Origin of the sequence: Psychrobacillus sp. OK028 (assembly GCF_900103605.1) — a bacterium.
Classification (GTDB): Bacteria; Bacillota; Bacilli; order Bacillales_A; family Planococcaceae; genus Psychrobacillus.
On the sequence record NZ_FNHY01000001.1, the window covers coordinates 503,796 to 523,496 of the forward strand.

Sequence of the window (19,701 nt, forward strand, 5' to 3'; positions counted from 1 at the left end):
AATGGAAAAAATCATCGATATTGAAGATCGTATACCTACACTAAAAGAGCGCAGAAGACGTAGAACAAACAAAAAATTTTCCATTCTACTTTTTCTCTTTGTTACGACGCTATTAATAGTTTTATATTTTCAATCTACTTATAGTCAAATTCAAAAAATTACAATAGAAGGTGAAAAGTTAGTTCCAAAACAATTGTACATAGAGGAAAGTACCCTGAAGATTGGTGATTCGATGTGGAGTTTCAATGAAAGTAAAATTGAAAATCTAATAACACATAATGCTTGGGTAGAATCAGTAAAAGTCCAACGCAAATGGTTAACATCCGTTCATATACAGGTGAACGAATTTAAACAAATAGGCTATTTAGAAGATGGAGATTTTCTTCATATTATTTTAGAAAATGGTCAGATTATTAAAACAGATGGACAAGTTATACCAAAGGACGGACCCATATTTACTGGATTTGATTCGGAGAAAGTTCGTTTAAGAATGATTAAAGAATTAAAGAATTTAGACAGTGAAGTATTAACTGGTATTTCACAGATTAAATATACACCATCGGAAAATGATGCGTATTCTATCCAGGTGTATATGAATGACGGCAATGAAGTCAAGGCGATAATTCCCTCATTCGGCGAGAAAATGAATTTTTATCCGTCTATTGTTTCTCAGTTGAATCCAGAAGTAAAAGGGATTGTGGATCTAGAAGTGGGAACATTTTTCCGACCATTTGTTGATGTGTACAATGTACCAGTAGAGGAGGAGGTTCTGGAAAATGAAGAAGACGAAACTCCTTAAAGTGCCATCTAGAGGCCTTATTACTATATCGATGGTAAGTTTAGTGTTAGGATTTATACTTGCATATTCGTATAGTATCTCTTCAGATGACACGAATAAAAATGCAAATGTCTCAGGGTTCCAAGAGCAAGAAAAATATAGAGAAAAATTAGTGGAACAAAAAGAACGAAACAAAGAGTTAAATGAAGAAATTATAGTCAAGCAGCAAAAAGTTCGTGATTTTGAACAATCCTTTGTAGAGAGCGAAGAAAGTGTGGAAGATCTAGTGGAAGAAGCAGAATTGCTTCGATTATTAATCGGTGATATTCCATCTCAAGGCAAGGGAATTACTGTTTCGCTGGAAGATGGGGCTTATGATCCTTCTCAGGAAAACCCTAATGATTATATTGTACATGAGAGTCACGTTTTCAAAGTGATTAACGAATTGAAAATCTCAGGTGCAGAAGCAATTTCCATTAATGGTCAGCGGCTTCATGCAAATTCGTATATACGATGTACAGGTCCTGTAATTGTCGTTGATGGTAAAACCTTTCCTGCTCCTTTTACAATTGAAGCTGTGGGCGATCCAAAAGTATTACTCGCTTCCGTTAATCTAGGTGGAGGAGTTGTAGATCAGCTTACTAGTGATAATATCGTAGTTACTGTTGGCGAAAAAGATTTAATAACGATGCCTGCCCTGAGGGATGATGACTATAGTTAAGGAGTACTAAGGAATAAAAGGAGGCCGAATAATGAAAAAAACCGTCTATATTCGGTTTACCATAATTTTGCTAATAATTGGATTTATGTTAGCGGTACAATATAACACCGTTCAAAATCCAGAAACAAGAGATACACGAGACATATGGGCAATTCGTCAAGAGCTCTCAAAAGAAACTGAAACACACTCCGAGTTACTATCAGAGGTTTATGTGTTAGATCAGACGATTCTAAAATACGGGAACATGGTAAATGAAAGTGCTGAATTCGCCTTAAAGGATACAGTAGAGCAACTAAAGAAAGATATTGGCCTTGTTGAATACACTGGACCTGGGCTTACTATTAATGTAGAGCCTTCACTAGAAAGCATTGCATTAGGACAACCAGTTGAAGGAATTTCACCAGATTTACTTATTCGGCTCATCAATGAAATCAATCGTTTTAAAGCAAAGGATTTAGAGGTGGACGGTAAAAGGATTATATATTCTTCGCCTATTAGAGACGTTAATGGTAAAACTACAGTGAATAATATTCCTGTAAGGAATGCACCATTCACGATTAAAATTGGAACCTCCACTTTTGAAGATGCACAAAAAATGTACAATCAGTTAGAGGCTTCTACAATAGGTGACGACTTCTATATCGACAATTTGAAACTTATGATTGGCGAACCCAAGCGCAATATCACAATCTCACCATATGACCAAGCATTAAATAACGAATTTTTAAAAGAAGTACCAGAAGGGAAGTCATGACATGTGGTTGCCATTATTAGGACTGATACTTGGGATTTCCCTCGGTTTGTTAACTGAAATACAGATACCAGAAATATATGAAAGCTATTTATCAATAGCCGTATTGGCAGCACTCGATACGCTATTTGGAGGAATACGTGCTCATCTCCAGCATGTCTATGATGACAAAGTGTTTGTTTCAGGATTTTTCTTCAACATAGGTCTTGCAGCAGCTTTAGCGTTTTTAGGTGTACACTTAGGAATAGATTTATACCTAGCAGCGATATTTGCTTTTGGAGTGCGATTATTTCAAAATATCGCAGTAATTCGTCGGATTTTGCTAACTAAATGGTCAGAAAGAAAAAATCAATAGTTTTTATGAAGAAATTGACTATTTCTTTAGAAAATTTTAGACTTTATACTGTTTTTACACTAGAATAATAAATAAAGAGTTATTAGGAGGTGCCACGGGTTGAATCAATCAGAATTATACGTATCACTAGATATTGGGTCATCTTCCATCAAAGTTTTAATCGGAGAAATGAATGATGACTCGCTGCATGTAATAGGTGTAGGAAATGTAAAATCAAACGGAATAAGAAAAGGCACCATTGTAGATATAGACGCAACTGTACAATCTATCAAAAAAGCCGTAAGTGAAGCCGAAAGAATGATCGGCATGTCTATAAATGAAATCGTATTAGGCATTCCTGCAAATATGGCAAATATACAAAATGTTAAAGGTGTAGTAGCTGTTAATCGAGAGGACAGGGAAATTACAGACGGTGACTTAGAGCGCGTTATCGAGTCTGCTCAAGTGATGTCCATTCCTCCTGAGCGAGAGCTTATTAATATAGCAACTAAACAATTCATCGTTGATCACTTAGAGGAAATTAAAGATCCACGTGGAATGATCGGCACCCGTTTGGAACTAGACGGTATTATGATGACTACATCCAAAACAATTTTACATAACGTGTTAAGATGTGTGGAACGAGCTGGTCTCCAAATAAGAGAGATATATTTACAGCCTTTAGCAGGTGGTTATTTTGCATTAACAGAGGATGAAAAGAATCATGGAACAGCTTATATTGATATAGGCGGAGGATCCACTACAATTGCCATCTTCAATGAAGGACACTTAATCAATACTTCAGTAATTCCAGTAGGTGGAGATCATATTACAAAAGATTTATCGATTGTATTGAAAACACCAACGGAACAAGCTGAAATGATTAAATTAAAATATGGACATGCTTTCTACGATGATGCTTCCGATGATGAATTATTTGAAGTACCTGTAATAGGTGCAGATATGAAAGAACAATACTCTCAGCGATATATTGCAGAAATCATAGGGGTTCGACTTGAAGAGTTATTTGAACTGGTTCTGGAAGAATTCTATAGACTTGGTTTACAGGACTTACCAGGAGGCGTAGTCATTACTGGTGGGGTTTCTAAACTTGAAGGCTTAGGACAGCTTGCAAGACATATTCTTCAAACAAGAGTAAGATTATATACTCCAGATTATATTGGAGTTCGTGAGCCACAATATACGACCGCAGTTGGTCTTATAAGATATGCCTATAAAGAAGACCTTTTCTATGGTAAAATTGGTACTAGCCATGCGTTAGCGCATTCGGTTCCAAATGAAGCGGTTGCGATATCTAAAAAACAAAAACAAACTGCTCAGACGACTAATGAACACAAAGATAGTGCAATGACAAAAGCAAAGAGATTTTTTGACAAGTTTTTTGAATAACAAACCCTTTTTCATATCGGAGAGAGCATAGGAGGCAATAGCATGTTAGAATTTGAAACAAATGAAGATCAATTAGCGATCATTAAAGTTATTGGAGTAGGTGGGGGCGGTAATAACGCTGTAAATCGTATGATTGAACATGGTGTTCAAGGAGTAGATTTTATTGCTGTTAATACAGATGCCCAAGCTCTTAATATGTCAAAAGCAGAAGTAAAGCTTCAAATTGGCGGAAAACTAACTCGCGGGCTGGGTGCGGGTGCAAACCCTGAAGTAGGGAAAAAAGCTGCAGAAGAAAGTAAAGAATTGATCGAGGAAGCACTTAGAGGAGCAGATATGGTCTTTGTCACAGCGGGTATGGGTGGCGGAACTGGAACTGGCGCAGCACCAGTCATTGCTCAGATTGCACGTGATTTAGGGTCATTAACAGTAGGTGTTGTAACACGTCCATTTACTTTTGAAGGTCGTAAACGTTCTACACAAGCAGTAGGTGGAATTGGAATGATGAAAGAGTCAGTAGACACGTTAATCGTCATTCCAAATGACCGCTTGTTGGAAATAGTAGATAAAAACACGCCGATGATAGAAGCATTCAGAGAAGCAGATAATGTGTTACGCCAAGGGGTACAAGGTATTTCAGATTTGATCGCTGTACCTGGTCTTATCAATCTTGACTTTGCAGATGTAAAAACAATCATGTCCAATAAAGGCGCGGCACTTATGGGTATTGGTATTTCTGCGGGAGAAAATCGTGCTGCTGAAGCTGCCAAAAAAGCAATTTCAAGTCCATTGCTTGAAACATCAATCGATGGTGCAACTGGTGTCTTGATGAATATTACTGGTGGTTCTAACTTAAGTCTTTTTGAAGTTCAGGAAGCAGCCGATATCGTTGCCTCTGCTTCAGATGAAGAAGTGAATATGATTTTCGGTTCGGTTATTAATGATAACTTGAAAGATGAAATAGTTGTAACTGTAATTGCAACTGGTTTCAATGAAGAGCTTATTAATCAAAAACAACCAAGAAGCACAGGGTTCGGTGGAAACAGAGCACCACAACCAACTGCAGCACCTATCCGAGAACAACGTAAAGAAGAAGTGCCGCAACAACAAGCACCTCAACAAGATCGACATGTATCTCATAACCAGCAAGAGGATGCATTAGACATCCCAACATTCTTAAGAAATCGTCAACGCAGAAATTAATATAAAAAAAAGCAATCACTTCGGTGATTGCTTTTTTGTAGAAAGTATATAAAAATGTCTTGTGAATACTAGGTTTAGGAAACTAGTAAGAATAAATAATCCTATGATTTCCGTTTCAGGCGGACGCTTTCCGTGGGGTGAGCGATGAGCTATCACCGTCGCTAGCGCGTCGATGTGATATCTCATCTGTCTCACTCATCCCACAGGAGTCGCCACCTTTCACTCCAATCAATGAAGGTGTGGTACTATACTAAGAGATTTGGCATAGCCTATCGCCTGAGATAATTAAATAAGTTAAAGTATATGTAAGGATAAAAACATATTTAGAGTAGTTGCATTATTCTTCCTGAAGTGTGAGAAGAGTAGATTACATTTTTACTAGTGGAAATAAAAAGTAATAGTAAGTGTGCATTAAATAAAGAAACGAAAGAGCGAACGAAATTGCATCTTCGTGAGCTTCCTCTATGTATCAGAAAAGTATCATTTCTTTCGTTAAACAAATACGCCCTAACCTGTTTCTAAGAGTTGTGGAAGGGCGACGGATAGACAAACACCATAAGATTACCGGAAAAAGGGATTCTAGTTGGTTGTGACGGACGTCACAACCAACTAGAAAACCTAAAAAGTCATTCGGTAATCATATAGTGAAAAGTCTGTCCAAAGCAATTCAGAAACAATAGAAACATGTTTTTACCTTAAATGACCGGACATCTTTTTGTCCGGTTTTTCTTATATATTCATTTTGTTAATACTTCAAAATAATTTCATCTAATTATTATTATGTCGTAAAAAAAGAATGTTTTTGAACGTTCTTTTGACAAATTTCTTATACTTTTGATGCTAAGCTTTAGTCAAAAGGAGGGAAATTATGTACGCGGAAGTAATGATTGTAACCAATACTTTTTTCAATTATACCGTTTTGGCATTTGCCAATAAAATTGGATGGATTGAAAATCATAAAAGGTATTTATTCCTTTCTGCTTTAACTGCAGGAGTAATTACAGTTGTTTTCTCTCATTCTATGAGTACTGTATTCTTGTCTTTTTTTGCAATGATTCTTATTGCTTTTTGGAAAAAACGTTCACAAATAATAAAAGCAATTATTTTAACATTGCTTGCTAGTGTTTTTGCTGGTGGTTTGCTAACAGCTATTGCTCCTTTATACGTGAATAGTAGTAACTTGTTTATGATCATCAACTTTGCTTTGATCGCAACTGGAGGTTTATATTTTTTGGCCAAGCATGTACTTCATTTGAATATCGCTCAATCAGAAAGGGAGCTTTTGTATCCATCGAATATTACGCTATTTGGCGTTTCTAAAGAGCTGACTCTTTTTATAGACTCTGGAAATGTATGTACGGAACCGTTATCAAATGATCCTGTCCACTTTGTGGCTGCAGATATGCTAAAAGAAGTTTTACCTCCACCTCTATTTGTTGCAATCAGGGATTGGGAGTTCGATGGAATGACCGGATTAGGTAATATTCCTAAAGAATATGCAAGTAAAGTTCGTTTAATCCCACTTGCTACGATTCACAAACATAAAACTTGGGTTGTTGGTATTAAGTATGACCAATGGATAATTGGAGATCAGGCTTTACCTAAAGGTTATATTGTAATGACGAGAGCAAAAGAAAAGTTTCCACATGAAGCAGATGGAATATTGCATAGTTCCTCATATTTTCATTTGAAGAAAAGGAGTGTAGGGTAATGCTGATGAAATGGATGCGTAAGATTTACTATTGGGTTCTTTCTTTTAGGCGAAAAAGTGTACATTATATTGGTGGCAATGAATCTTTACCAAAGCCATTATCGAGAGAAGAAGAGCGAGAAATGTTGTTAGCATTTATGGATGGCGATGAACATGCTAGAGATGTATTAATCGAACGAAATTTAAGGTTGGTTGTTTATATTGCGAGAAGATTTGATCAAACAAATACGAATATAGAGGATCTTATCAGTATAGGTTCTATCGGACTTATAAAGGCTGTAGAGACATTTAATCTTGAAAAAGGTATAAAGCTTGCAACGTATGCTTCTAGATGTATAGAGAACGAAATTTTAATGCACCTACGAAAAACTAATCGGATGAAGTCGGAAGTCTCTTTTGATGAACCTTTAAATTCAGATTCTGATGGGAATGAACTATTGCTTTCAGATATTTTAGGAACGAGCGAAGATTTAATCATTGAAGATGTAGAGAAAAAGCTGGAGCGTCAACATGTATTTGAAGCGATAAATCTTCTAGGGAATAGGGAAAAGTATATTATGCAATGTCGATTTGGGTTAAATGGTAAAGAAGAAATGACTCAGAAGGAAGTAGCCGATCATTTAGGTATTTCGCAATCATATATTTCTCGCTTAGAAAAGAAAATTATTTTAGATTTAAAGGAGCTATTAAACGAACCAATTGCCTAATGGTTGAAATTGGATAGAATCGAAAAGAATAATCTTTTCTTTCCCGGACAAACTGACTTAGAACAATTAAAAAGTCCGGAGGAAGATCTATGACGAGAACAAAAGTTGAATTATGCGGCATTGATACATCTAAGCTTCCTTTACTTAAGCATGAAGAAATGAAAGAATTGTTTATTCGATTACAAGCTGGTGAAGACTCTGTTAAAGATGAACTAGTTATGTGTAATTTAAGGTTAGTTTTAAGCCTAGTTCAAAGATTTGCATATCGTGGAGAGCAAGCAGATGATTTGTTTCAAGTTGGTTGCATTGGGCTCATCAAGTCAATTGAGAATTTCGATCTAAAGCATAACGTCCGTTTTTCTACGTATGCAGTTCCGATGATAATTGGAGAAATAAAAAGACATTTACGTGATCACCATTCAGTGAGAGTATCAAGATCGTTAAGAGATATTGCATATAAAGCTATGAAAGCGAAGGAACAGTTTATCAACGAGCATTTACAAGAGCCGACATTGGATGATCTATCTAAAGAGCTAGATATACCAGTGGAGGATATATTGATTGCTTTAGATGCTATTCAGGATCCAGTATCGTTACAAGAGCCAATATTTAGTGACGGTGGGGACGCTATATATATGATGGATCAATTATGCGATAATGATGTATCCGAAGATCAATGGGTCACTTATTTTACTGTGAAAGAAAGTTTTCAAAAGCTAGATACAAGGCAAAAGAAAATACTAACGAAAAGAATTTACTATGGAGCTACACAAACTGAAATTGCGATGGATTTAGGGTTATCACAAGCACAGATTTCACGATTAGAGAAGAGTGCTTTATCAACTATTCAAAGTCAATTAAATCCCTAACGTTATACAAACGCTTTTTTCTTTCTAGAAAAAAGCGTTTTTTTCATTTTCATTCATATAATGTATAAAGGGGGAGTATGATGAAATTTTCTGATGCACAGCAAAAAGAAGTGATAGAAGCGAAAAGTGGGCAATTATTAGGCTATATTGTGGATGCGGAAATCGATAAAGACACAGGATATATTATTTCCTTTTTAGTGGAGGAAAATGGAGCTTACCCATCTTTTTTCAACAAAAAAAGAGACACGAAGAAAATAGCCGTACAAAATATAGCGATAATTGGAAAAGATGTTATAATTGTATCAAAAACATAGAATTCCAATGTTCATCATTGATAAAACGGCTTTTCATTGATACAATAAACAAAACAAATGATGAAAAGTTGGGTTTCGAATGACAAACGTACAACAAAATTTAGAACATATTTCACAACGTATTCAAAAAGCTAGCGAACGTGCAAATAGAAAATTAGAAGATGTTACATTGATTGCCGTTACGAAAGAAGTTTCGGTTAGTCGAACTAATGAAGTAATTGAGACTGGTATTTTACACTTAGGAGAAAATAGACCAGATGGGTTACAAAAAAAAAAAGATGCCATTTCTAATGATGTAAAGTGGCATTACATAGGTACATTACAAACTAGAAAAGTTAAATCGGTTATTAACGATATTCAATACCTTCATTCGTTGGACCGTATAAGCTTAGCGGATGAAATTGAAAAAAGAGCTACTTCTACAAAGGATTGCTTTGTGCAGGTAAATGTCTCACAGGAGGAATCAAAACATGGTCTTTCTATCGATGAAGTTGAAGCATTCGTCGATGAACTTAAAAACCATAAACATATTCGTATTATTGGTTTAATGACAATGGCACCCAATACGGAGGATGAAGCCATCATACGTGATGTTTTTCGTAGATTGAAACAACTTCAAAGTAAAATTGCAGCTAAACAAATAGCTAACGCACCTTGCACAGAACTTTCCATGGGAATGTCTGGAGATTTTGAAATAGCGATAGAAGAAGGTGCTACATTCATAAGAATCGGAACAGCATTGGTAGGAAAAGAGAAGGAGGCAATTGAGAGAGCATGAAAAACTGGATGAAAAATTTCTTCTACTTGGAAGAAGATGAGGAAACATCAGAAACGCAGCAGTCAAGACCTCAACAGCAAAAGCCAGTAGATAATATAAAACAACAATCAGTTAAAACAGCACCTAAAGAACGTAAATTCAATACGATTCCTAAGGAAATAAATTCTCCTAATCTTGTTAGTATTCAAAACGTCCAAAAGTCATCAAAAGTAATTTTGATAGAGCCGAGAGTGTATGCAGAAGCACAAGATATATCGGAACACTTAAAAGGCAAAAAAGCGGTAATTGTCAATCTGCAACGAATTGATAAGGAGCAGGGAATCCGAATTATCGACTTTTTAAGTGGAACCGTGTACGCTTTAGGCGGAGATATACAAAGAATAGGTACAGACATATTCCTTTGTGCGCCAGATTCAGTAGAAGTTGATGGTGCAATATCGGATTATTACTATAACGACCTAGATTAACAGAGGAGTAAAAAATTATGGCAATCGTTTTATCATTATTAAGTTTGGGTGTTCAAATTTATACATATGCATTAATAGCTTATATTTTAATGTCATGGGTACCGAGCATTCAACATTCGAGTTTTGGTAGGTTTCTATCAAGAATTTGTGAACCATATTTACAACCATTTAGAAAGATTATTCCTCCACTAGGTATGATTGATATCTCACCTATTGTGGCAATATTTGTACTTAGACTTGCAATGAATGGTATATATTATTTAGCTTATACAATTATCTAACCTCACTTCCGTGGGGTTTTTTACTATAGTTGAAAGGGAATTTTATCATGCAAAATGTATTGCAACATTTTAGAAAAGAAGAGCAGCCTTTTATTGAACAGGTTGTGAGTATTCTGAGGGAAGTTGAGGATCGATATGCTCCTAAACTGACGGATTTTCTTGATCCTAGACAGCAATTTATCGTAGACTCTATTCGTAGGCAGCATGAGGATATTAGTTCTAAAGCTGAAGGTACCCTAGAGGATGCTGAGAGGAAAAGAGTTCTTCTGTTTCCATCGTATTATACTCCATCGGATAATGATTTCTCCATGAGAGTTGTGGAAGTCCATTATCCTACTAAATTTGTAACGTTAAAGCATAAGGATGTTCTTGGCTCAATGATGTCACTAGGTATTGATCGGAGTAAATTTGGTGATATACGCGTTCAGGATGGCGCTATTCAATTTGTTGTTGCAGATGAGGTAATGGATTATGTTCGTTCTAATTTCACTTCCATTGGGAAAGTGAAGGTTCAAATAAATGAAATAGAAAATCCACTACATTATTTTACACAACAGGAAGAATGGATGACCGAAACTTTGACGGTTAGTTCCCTGCGATTAGATACGGTGATTGCCTCCATCTTTAATATTTCTCGTCAAAAATCAGCCTCCCTCATTCAAAGTGGAAAGGTCAAAGTTAACTGGTCTGAAAAAAATCAGGTATCCCTTGAGTTACAAGAACTAGATTTACTCTCAATAAGAGGACATGGTAGAGTAAAATTACTAATGATTGAAGGAAGAACAAAAAAAGATAAAATTCGACTACAAATAGGTAGGTTAGAACTAAAAAGCTGATTTTAATAAGAATATTATAAATTTAGATGTATTCGGCTCTTTAGAAATGTATAATAGTAGAAAGAATACAAGAATCGTAAAGTGAAGGAGATGTTAAAATGCCACTAACACCACTTGATATACATAACAAGGAATTTGGTAAAGGATTTAGAGGTTACAATGAAGACGAAGTAAATGAATTCCTTGACCAAATCATGAAAGACCTTGAAATTTTAATGAAAGAAAAGAAGGAATTAGAAACTAAGCTTAAAACTTCTAGCGAAAAGGTAGGTCATTTTACTTCGATCGAAGAGACATTACATAAGTCAATTGTTGTTGCTCAAGAAGCAGCAGAAGAAGTTCGTCGCAATTCACAAAAAGAAGCAAAGCTTATTGTGAAAGAGGCAGAGAAAAATGCCGATCGAATAGTCAACGAAGCACTAACAAAAGCTAGAAAAATTGCATTGGAAATCGAGGACTTGAAAAAACAATCGAAGGTTTTCCGAAATCGTTTTAAAATGTTAATTGAAGCTCAGCTTGACTTGATCAACACTGATGACTGGAACCATTTAATGGAGTATGATGTAGATACGGAAGCAATCAATCGTATTTCTGCAACAGAAGATTAACATCTCTTGACTCATCATCATACTTTACCTATAATAATTTCATATCATATAATATGCGTAGAAAAAGACGTCTAAATTTGATTCCGATAAAGCGACTTGAGGGCGGTGAGAGCTCAGGATGAGAAACGTTTTTAGATTATCACTTTGGAGCAAAGACACTGAACTTCTAGTAGGTGTCTTCGGTTAATGTCCCGTTACGGCATTCTAAGCGGCGATTTTGAAAGAAAATCGCAAGTAGGGTGGTACCGCGAGCATAACTTCTCGTCCCTTTTTGGGATGAGGAGTTTTTTTGTTTTCAAAGAAAGAATGCTTTTAATAAATAGGAGGTTATTAGATGGAATACAAAGATACGTTATTAATGCCAAAAACTGATTTCCCAATGCGCGGAAATTTACCGGTAAAAGAATTAGAAATCCAAGCAAAATGGGCAGAGCAGGATATTTATCAAAAAGTACAGGACCACACAAAAGGTAGACCATTTTTTGTTTTGCATGATGGGCCACCATATGCGAACGGGGATCTTCATATGGGTCACGCATTAAATAAAGTATTAAAGGATATGATTGTCCGTCACAAATCGATGACTGGCTATCATGCACCTTATGTTCCAGGCTGGGATACACATGGTCTTCCAATTGAGCAAGCACTTACGAATAAAGGTGTTAAACGTAAAGAAATGTCATTAGCAGAATTTAGAAAGTTATGTGAAGAATATGCTTATCAACAAATTGATAATCAGCGCTCACAATTTAAACGTCTAGGTGTACGTGGAGACTGGGATAATCCTTATGTTACTTTGACACCAGAGTTTGAATCACGCCAAATCGAAGTATTCGGCGCAATGGCTAAAAAAGGCTATATTTATAAGGGATTAAAGCCAGTATACTGGTCACCATCAAGTGAATCTGCTTTAGCTGAAGCAGAAATTGAATACCAAGATAAAAAATCTCCATCTATTTATGTAAGCTTTGATGTGACTGAAGGTAAGGGTGTCCTTGAAGAGGGAACTAAATTTATCATTTGGACTACTACTCCATGGACAATTCCTGCAAACCTAGCTATTTCTCTACATCCAAAAGTTGAGTATGCAGTAGTTCAAACGAAAGGTAACAAATATGTAGTCGCATTAGATCTTGTAAAATCTGTTGCTGAAGAATTAGGCTGGGAAGAATATACAGTAGAGCGTACGCTGGAAGGTAAGCAAATGGATCGCTTAGTTGCCAAACATCCATTATACGATCGTGACTCTCTAATCATTTTAGGAGAGCATGTAACAACGGAGTCTGGTACAGGATGTGTTCATACAGCTCCAGGACACGGGGAAGATGACTTTTACGTAGGAAAAGCTTATGGATTAGACGTCCTATGCCCAGTTGATGATCGCGGTGTAATGACTGCTGAAGCACCAGGATTTGAAGGATTATTTTATGATACAGCTAACAAAGCGATTACAGAAGCATTAGAGTCAGCAGGCGCGCTTGAAAAACTGACATTCTTTACACATTCATACCCACATGACTGGCGTACAAAAAAACCAGTTATTTATCGTGCAACAGCACAATGGTTTGCTTCTATCGAGGCATTTAGAGAAGAATTATTACAAGCGATTCGAGATACAAAGTTTACTCCTGCATGGGGAGAGACTCGTCTATATAATATGATTCGCGATCGTGGAGATTGGTGTATTTCTCGTCAACGTGTTTGGGGAGTTCCAATTCCAGTATTTTATGGAGAAGATGGGGAACCAATTCTGACAGAAGAGACTATTTCCCATGTTTCTAAACTATTCCGTGAACATGGATCGAATGTTTGGTTTGAAAGAGAAGCGAAGGAATTATTACCAGAAGGATTTACACATATCGGTAGTCCGAACGGTATCTTCACGAAAGAAACAGATATTATGGATGTTTGGTTCGATTCAGGTTCAACACATCAAGGAGTTCTAGAAGAACGAGATGATTTAGTGTTCCCAGCAGACCTATACTTAGAAGGATCCGATCAATATCGTGGTTGGTTTAACTCTTCATTAATCACAAGTACAGCTATGTTCGGTCACGCTCCATACAAAGGTTTGTTAAGCCATGGCTTCACATTAGATGGAAATGGTCGCAAAATGAGTAAATCACTAGGAAACGTTATCGTACCTTCCAAAGTGATGAATCAGTTAGGGGCAGACATCGTACGTTTATGGGTAGCTTCTGTTGACTATACAGCGGATGTACGTGTTTCAGATGCAATCTTCAAACAAGTATCCGAAGTATATCGTAAAATCCGTAATACATTCCGATTCTTACATGGTAATATCAGCGATTTCCATCCTGTTAATAACCGAGTGGAATTTAAAGACCTTCGTGAAGTAGATCAATATATGTACATGAAGCTCCAAGAAGTTATTACGACTGTAAAAGCTGCATATGATCGCTATGATTTTGCAAGTGTGTATCATACAGTGAATAATTTCGTATCAAGTGAACTAAGTTCATTTTACTTAGATATTGCAAAAGATGTTGTTTATATTTATGGAGAAAATCACCAAGATCGTCGTGCAATGCAGACAGTTATGTATGATACATTATTAGCGTTATTAAAATTATTAACACCTATTCTACCGCATACGACAGATGAACTTTGGGCTCATTTAGAGCATGAAACAGCGGAAAGTGTTCAATTAACAGATATGCCAGAACCAGTGGATTATCCTGAATTCAAAGAATTAGCAGCTAAGTGGGATAAAATTATGGAATTACGTGATGATGTATTGAAAGCATTAGAAGAAGCACGTAATGCAAAAACGATCGGTAAATCATTAGAAGCAAAAGTAGCTTTATATGTAAATGATGATTATAAAACATTATTTGAAACGGATGCGATTGACTTTGCTCAATTGTTCATCGTTTCTAAGTTTGAATTAGGCGGTGCTCCAACCGCAGCGCCTGCAAACAGTTTGGCATTAGAACATGCTTCTGTTGTAGTAGAAAAAGCAGACGGTGAAAAATGTGAGCGTTGCTGGACAATTTCAGAAACAGTTGGAACAAGCGAAGCACACCCAACTTTATGTGCACGTTGCGCAGAGGTTGTTAAGTAAATAAGTAAAGTAACGAAATGTGGCCCGGTAATTAGGGTCACATTTTTATTATTTCACGAGGAAATAGCCCATAAATATGCGGGGATAGCCCATAAATCATTAAAAATAGCCCTTTTACTTCCACATAGCCCATAAATTCTCCACGATAGCCCATAAGTATAACGGGATAGCCCATAACACCAAGTATATAGCCCAAAAACCCTCTTTAGGTGTTTTCACCGTTGAAATTGCGATGCTCTTTTACGTATTGTATGGTTCTGTGTTAAACTACTTAGAGAGTGTTCAATTTTACTTAAAAAGAATTTGTTATGTGGGGGAAATAATGTGTGGAAATTTTATGGACTGGCAGCTTTTGTCATTGCATTAGATCAATGGACAAAATGGCTTGTTGTTAAAAATATGACACTTGGTGAACGGATTATTATGTGGGACCCTTACCTAGCGCTACTTTCTCATAGAAATAGAGGAGCAGCCTGGGGAATTCTACAAGGGAAAATAGGATTCTTTACCATTGTCACTGTTATCGTCATCATTGGAATAATCTACTATTTTCATAAAGAAGCAAAAGGAAAACCAATGTTTCAAGCCGGTTTGATGCTGCTACTTGGTGGAGCTGTAGGGAACTTTATTGACCGATTATGGAGAGGCGAAGTAGTAGATTTTGTTGATGTTTTAATACCTATTATTAATTATGAGTTCCCTATCTTTAACGTGGCAGATGCTGCGCTGACTGTTGGAGTTGTAATTATAATAATATTCGTATTTCAAGAAGAACGAGCTGAAAAGAAAAAGGTGAAGTAATGGAAGAATTAACATTTATCATTGAAAATGAACAAGCAAAAGAGCGAATTGACAAAGCGATTGCATCTTTTGAGTCAGATTGGTCACGTACACAAATCCAAAATTTTATAAAAGATGGATGTGTAACTGTAAACAGTGAACCTGCAAAAACAAGTTATAAAGTGAAAGCAGGAGATGTTATTGTTGTGACGCCTCCTGATGCTGTGCCACTCGATATTGTTGCCGAGAACTTGAATTTGGAAATCATCTATGAAGATGAGGACGTAGTAGTAGTCTACAAACCTCGTGGAATGGTTGTTCACCCTGCACCAGGACATACCACTGGAACACTGGTTAATGGTCTAATGTATCAGATTAAAGATTTGTCTGGCATTAATGGGGTTATGCGCCCAGGAATTGTGCATCGTATTGATAAGGATACATCTGGATTGTTGATGGTAGCTAAAAATGACGTAGCTCATGTCTCGTTGGTGGATCAACTTGTAAAGAAAACAGTTACTCGTAAATACACTGCACTTGTGCATGGTCGTATTGCACACGATAAAGGGACAATTGATGCTCCTATCGCTCGTGATAAAAAAGAAAGACAAAGTATGGCGGTAGTGGAAAATGGCAAACATGCTGTTACACATTTTCGTGTTATTGAAAGATTTGATAAATTTTCATTAGTTGAGTGCCAGTTAGAAACTGGTCGTACACATCAAATTCGTGTACATATGAAGTATATTGGTTATCCACTTGCTGGGGATCCGAAATACGGTCCGAAGAAAACTATTAGTTTTGATGGACAAGTTTTACATGCAGGATTATTAGGTTTTATTCACCCGAAAACAGGTGAATACTTGGAGTTCTCATACCCACTTCCTGAGGATTTCACTAACTTAATACAAGATTTAAGAAATCAATCATTGATTAATGAGGAATAGTACTCTATACTAATGAAAGAAATAATAAAAATTATATAGCTTCACCTTTAATAACAGTCCAGAGAGGCTGAGAAGGTACATGTGAACGTGACTCACTATCAATCTGCGGATTTATAGGAATCACTCTAATTTATTGCGCATACACAACCTTCTGAGCTCTCAAAGCTTAGAAGGTTTTTTATTTTGTTCAGAGAGGATGGAAATTGATGGATGAAAAAGCAAATATTCTAGATGAGCAAGCGATTAATCGGGCACTCACAAGAATTGCGCATGAAATAATTGAGCGCAACAAAGGGATTGAGGAGTGTATTTTAGTAGGAATTAAAACTAGAGGCGCTTTTTTAGCAAAGCGTCTAGCAGATAGGATTGAAAGGATCGAAGGCAAGCCAATCAAAATGGGTGAACTAGATATTACGCTGTATCGAGATGATTTAACCTTATTGAATGATACAGCTGAGCCATTAGTACAGCAAGTGGACATAACACATGATGTAAAGGATAAAAAAGTAATTCTGGTGGATGATGTTCTGTATACAGGACGAACAGTACGAGCAGCTATGGATGCAGTGATGGATTTAGGAAGACCGTCTCAAATTCAGCTAGCAGTTTTAATCGATAGAGGACACCGTGAGCTACCAATTCGAGCAGATTATGTTGGGAAAAACATACCTACATCGAGCAACGAAAGAATCGTTGTAAAAGTAACAGAAATAGATGAAATAGACGCTGTAACCATATTCGAATAAAAAATCTTATTAAAAGGTAGGTATACTACATGTCAAACGCCGTATTAGATGTAAATGACAAGCCTTCTGGTGGACAACTCATCACCTTAAGTTTTCAACATATGTTTGCGATGTTCGGATCGACAATATTAGTACCGCAGCTAGTAGGTTTAAGTCCCGCCATTGCATTATTAACAAGTGGGATTGCGACAATAATCTTCTTACTAGTAACTAAGTTCCAAGTTCCAGCATATTTAGGTTCGTCTTTCGCGTTCATCGCACCAATAATTATTGCAGTAAATGGACTAGATGAATCTGGACAAGCAATCAATCCTGGAAATGCGATGATTGGTGCGGTTTTCGTGGGACTAGTTTATGGGATAGTATCTCTTGTAATTTGGAAAAGTGGTTACAAATGGATTATGAAATTATTACCAGCTATCGTTGTTGGTCCAGTTATCATGGTCATTGGACTGGGACTTTCTGGTGTGGCAGTCGATATGGCGATGAATATAACAAATGTAGAAACAGGTTTAAAAGAATATAGCGTCCTTCATTTCTCAGCTGCATTAGTTACATTGTTTACTGCGATAATCTGTACGGTGTATTTCAAAAATATTATTAGTACAATGCCAATATTACTAGGATTGGTGGTTGGTTACATATATTCCATCGTCATTGGAATAGTCGATTTTACCCCAATAAAAGAAGCAAAAATATTCGCTTTACCTGACTTTTTAATCCCTGGAGTCCATTATGACTTTGTCATAACAACTAATATCCTGCTAGTGATGGTTCCAATTGTTATTGTGACAATTTCCGAGCATATTGGGCATCAGCTTGTACTTGGGAAAGTTGTAGAAAGAGATTATATAAAAGAACCAGGACTACATAGATCATTACTAGGTGATGGTTTAGGAACCTTTGTTAGTGCACTCTTAGGTGGACCACCAAAAACGACATATGGTGAAAATATTGGCGTACTAGCTATCACTCGTATTTATAGTGTATACGTGATTTTAGGAGCAGCTGTAGTGGCTATCCTGCTATCATTTTTTGGTAAAGCAATGGCAGTTATTTCTACAATACCTACATCAGTTTTGGGTGGCGTATCTATCCTATTATTTGGGATCATCGCTGCAAGTGGGCTGCGAATGTTGGTGGATGCAAAAGTGGATTTCGGCAATAGCCGTAATCTAGTTATTGCTTCTGTAATTCTAGTAATAGGAATCGGAGGAGCAAAGTTCATCGTTACAGAAGCGCTGAGCATTGAAGGTATGGCTTTAGCAGCAATTATCGGAGTTATACTAAATCTTATCCTACCTGGTAGGAAGAAAGCAGAAAGTACAGATTTATAACAAATTAAATAAAAGACCTTTTAAGAAGTTGAACAGTGAGTCGGCAAAAGGTTCGGTAGCAAGTTGGGGCATGGAACATGACCCTACTACTTGTCTATGCAAAAACGAACCTTCTCGAGATTTTCCGAGGAGGTTTTACTTTATAAAAAAGGTGGATATTCATGAATAATTTAGTATCAATGAAAGACTTATCGATAGATCAAATACATGAAATATTAAACCAAGCACAAGCATTTCGTGATGGTAACACCTCCTCTCTGAAGAGTAAATATACGGTTTCGAATCTTTTTTTCGAGCCAAGCACTAGAACGAAGATGAGCTTTGAAATGGCTGAAAGAAAGCTTAATCTAGAAGTCCTGCCTTTCGAAGCTGGCTTCTCCAGCACATTAAAAGGTGAAACACTTTATGACACAGTAAAGGTCCTTGAATCCATTGGCTTAGACGCATTGGTAATTAGGCATGAACAAAATAATTATTTTGAAGAACTAGTTGGAAAAGTTAAACCTGCAATAATCAACGGAGGAGACGGTACAGGAAATCATCCGACGCAAAGTCTTCTTGATATTTATACAATTTGGCAAGAATTTGGCACATTACTTGATAAGAAAATTACGATTGTAGGAGATATAAACCATAGCCGTGTGGCAAGATCTAATGCGGATGCATTCTCAAGATTAGGTGCAAAAGTCCAATTTGTATGTCCAAGTGAATGGAAAGGTGAGTTCGAAGCAGTTCATGAATTTGATGAAGTAATAGAAGATAGTGATGTTCTAATGATGCTTCGAGTCCAGCATGAAAGACATGACGGTAAGAAGCCATTTGCTAAAGAACAGTATCATCAAATGTATGGTTTAACAATAGAACGAGAACAAAAAATGAAAAAATCTGCCATAATCATGCATCCAGCTCCGTTTAACAGAGGTGTCGAAATAGCCAGTGAATTAGTGGAATGTAATCGTTCGAGGATTTTTAAGCAAATGGAAAATGGTGTATATGTCCGAATGGCTGTCATTGAAATGATTTTGAAAGGGAGAGAATAAC

At 36.5% G+C, this 19,701-nt stretch carries 22 protein-coding genes and 1 other annotated feature; of the genes, 21 read left to right on the plus strand and 1 reads right to left on the minus strand.

All coding sequences use genetic code 11. From position 1 onward, the window contains the following. Window position 1 precedes the first annotated feature (1 nt). From BLR36_RS02105 to ileS, 16 genes are all read left to right on the plus strand, one after another. Entirely contained in the window at window positions 2-799 is a 798-nt protein-coding gene (locus tag BLR36_RS02105) for a cell division protein FtsQ/DivIB (protein ID WP_093059938.1), read from the plus strand. Next, window positions 777-1,499, plus strand: a complete 723-nt coding sequence (locus BLR36_RS02110) for a DUF881 domain-containing protein (protein WP_093059940.1) — start codon at window positions 777-779, stop codon at window positions 1,497-1,499. Before BLR36_RS02105 ends, BLR36_RS02110 begins: the two co-directional genes overlap by 23 nt. A gap of 31 nt (window positions 1,500-1,530) precedes the next feature. Then, the gene (locus BLR36_RS02115; protein WP_093059942.1) at window positions 1,531-2,253 is read left to right on the plus strand and encodes a DUF881 domain-containing protein; all 723 of its coding nucleotides are present in this window, start codon (window positions 1,531-1,533) and stop codon (window positions 2,251-2,253) included. Window position 2,254: 1 nt separating this feature from the next. Beyond that, the gene (locus BLR36_RS02120) at window positions 2,255-2,605 is read left to right on the plus strand and encodes a small basic family protein (protein WP_093059944.1); all 351 of its coding nucleotides are present in this window, start codon (window positions 2,255-2,257) and stop codon (window positions 2,603-2,605) included. Window positions 2,606-2,704: 99 nt separating this feature from the next. Then, a complete protein-coding gene (ftsA, locus tag BLR36_RS02125; protein WP_093059946.1) occupies window positions 2,705-3,994 on the plus strand; it encodes a cell division protein FtsA in 1,290 nt (429 codons plus the stop codon). 42 nt (window positions 3,995-4,036) lie between these two features. Beyond that, entirely contained in the window at window positions 4,037-5,194 is a 1,158-nt protein-coding gene (ftsZ, locus tag BLR36_RS02130; RefSeq protein ID WP_093059948.1) for a cell division protein FtsZ, read from the plus strand. A gap of 868 nt (window positions 5,195-6,062) precedes the next feature. Next, a complete protein-coding gene (locus BLR36_RS02135) occupies window positions 6,063-6,905 on the plus strand; it encodes a sigma-E processing peptidase SpoIIGA (protein ID WP_093059950.1) in 843 nt (280 codons plus the stop codon). Further along, on the plus strand, window positions 6,905-7,612 hold the full coding sequence (gene sigE / locus BLR36_RS02140; RefSeq protein ID WP_093059952.1) for an RNA polymerase sporulation sigma factor SigE: 708 nt from the start codon (window positions 6,905-6,907) through the stop codon (window positions 7,610-7,612). Before BLR36_RS02135 ends, sigE begins: the two co-directional genes overlap by 1 nt. A gap of 89 nt (window positions 7,613-7,701) precedes the next feature. Then, window positions 7,702-8,481, plus strand: a complete 780-nt coding sequence (gene sigG, locus BLR36_RS02145) for an RNA polymerase sporulation sigma factor SigG (RefSeq protein ID WP_093059954.1) — start codon at window positions 7,702-7,704, stop codon at window positions 8,479-8,481. A gap of 80 nt (window positions 8,482-8,561) precedes the next feature. Beyond that, window positions 8,562-8,795 (plus strand): YlmC/YmxH family sporulation protein, encoded by a 234-nt coding sequence (locus BLR36_RS02150; protein WP_175453944.1) that lies wholly within the window; start codon window positions 8,562-8,564, stop codon window positions 8,793-8,795. 79 nt (window positions 8,796-8,874) lie between these two features. Then, entirely contained in the window at window positions 8,875-9,573 is a 699-nt protein-coding gene (locus tag BLR36_RS02155; RefSeq protein WP_093059958.1) for a YggS family pyridoxal phosphate-dependent enzyme, read from the plus strand. Further along, window positions 9,570-10,040 carry a cell division protein SepF gene (locus BLR36_RS02160; protein WP_093059960.1) on the plus strand — a complete coding sequence of 157 codons (471 nt, stop codon included), beginning with the start codon at window positions 9,570-9,572 and terminating at the stop codon, window positions 10,038-10,040. The genes BLR36_RS02155 and BLR36_RS02160 overlap by 4 nt, the downstream gene beginning before the upstream one ends. A gap of 17 nt (window positions 10,041-10,057) precedes the next feature. After that, window positions 10,058-10,321 (plus strand): YggT family protein, encoded by a 264-nt coding sequence (locus BLR36_RS02165; protein WP_093059962.1) that lies wholly within the window; start codon window positions 10,058-10,060, stop codon window positions 10,319-10,321. Between the two features lie 47 nt (window positions 10,322-10,368). Further along, entirely contained in the window at window positions 10,369-11,157 is a 789-nt protein-coding gene (locus tag BLR36_RS02170; RefSeq protein ID WP_093059964.1) for a YlmH family RNA-binding protein, read from the plus strand. A 98-nt stretch (window positions 11,158-11,255) separates the two neighbouring features. Further along, complete coding sequence (locus tag BLR36_RS02175) at window positions 11,256-11,765, plus strand: DivIVA domain-containing protein (protein ID WP_093059966.1); 510 nt, start codon at window positions 11,256-11,258, stop codon at window positions 11,763-11,765. A gap of 49 nt (window positions 11,766-11,814) precedes the next feature. Further along, window positions 11,815-12,037 (plus strand) — a binding site (T-box leader). A 62-nt stretch (window positions 12,038-12,099) separates the two neighbouring features. Beyond that, on the plus strand, window positions 12,100-14,850 hold the full coding sequence (gene ileS, locus BLR36_RS02180; protein ID WP_093059968.1) for an isoleucine--tRNA ligase: 2,751 nt from the start codon (window positions 12,100-12,102) through the stop codon (window positions 14,848-14,850). Window positions 14,851-14,887: 37 nt separating this feature from the next. On the opposite strand, the gene BLR36_RS18680 is transcribed toward ileS, so the two are convergent. After that, the gene (locus BLR36_RS18680; protein ID WP_175453945.1) at window positions 14,888-15,046 is read right to left on the minus strand and encodes a hypothetical protein; all 159 of its coding nucleotides are present in this window, start codon (window positions 15,044-15,046) and stop codon (window positions 14,888-14,890) included. 128 nt (window positions 15,047-15,174) lie between these two features. Here BLR36_RS18680 and lspA point away from each other — a divergent pair, with 128 nt between their 5' ends. From lspA to BLR36_RS02205, 5 genes are all read left to right on the plus strand, one after another. Next, a complete protein-coding gene (gene lspA / locus BLR36_RS02185) occupies window positions 15,175-15,651 on the plus strand; it encodes a signal peptidase II (protein WP_093059970.1) in 477 nt (158 codons plus the stop codon). Beyond that, entirely contained in the window at window positions 15,651-16,577 is a 927-nt protein-coding gene (locus BLR36_RS02190) for an RluA family pseudouridine synthase (RefSeq protein WP_093059972.1), read from the plus strand. The genes lspA and BLR36_RS02190 overlap by 1 nt, the downstream gene beginning before the upstream one ends. A gap of 206 nt (window positions 16,578-16,783) precedes the next feature. After that, the gene (gene pyrR / locus BLR36_RS02195; protein ID WP_093059974.1) at window positions 16,784-17,323 is read left to right on the plus strand and encodes a bifunctional pyr operon transcriptional regulator/uracil phosphoribosyltransferase PyrR; all 540 of its coding nucleotides are present in this window, start codon (window positions 16,784-16,786) and stop codon (window positions 17,321-17,323) included. Window positions 17,324-17,352: 29 nt separating this feature from the next. Then, window positions 17,353-18,660 carry a uracil-xanthine permease family protein gene (locus BLR36_RS02200; RefSeq protein ID WP_093059976.1) on the plus strand — a complete coding sequence of 436 codons (1,308 nt, stop codon included), beginning with the start codon at window positions 17,353-17,355 and terminating at the stop codon, window positions 18,658-18,660. Window positions 18,661-18,821: 161 nt separating this feature from the next. After that, window positions 18,822-19,700 carry an aspartate carbamoyltransferase catalytic subunit gene (locus BLR36_RS02205; RefSeq protein ID WP_093059978.1) on the plus strand — a complete coding sequence of 293 codons (879 nt, stop codon included), beginning with the start codon at window positions 18,822-18,824 and terminating at the stop codon, window positions 19,698-19,700. Window position 19,701 lies beyond the last annotated feature (1 nt).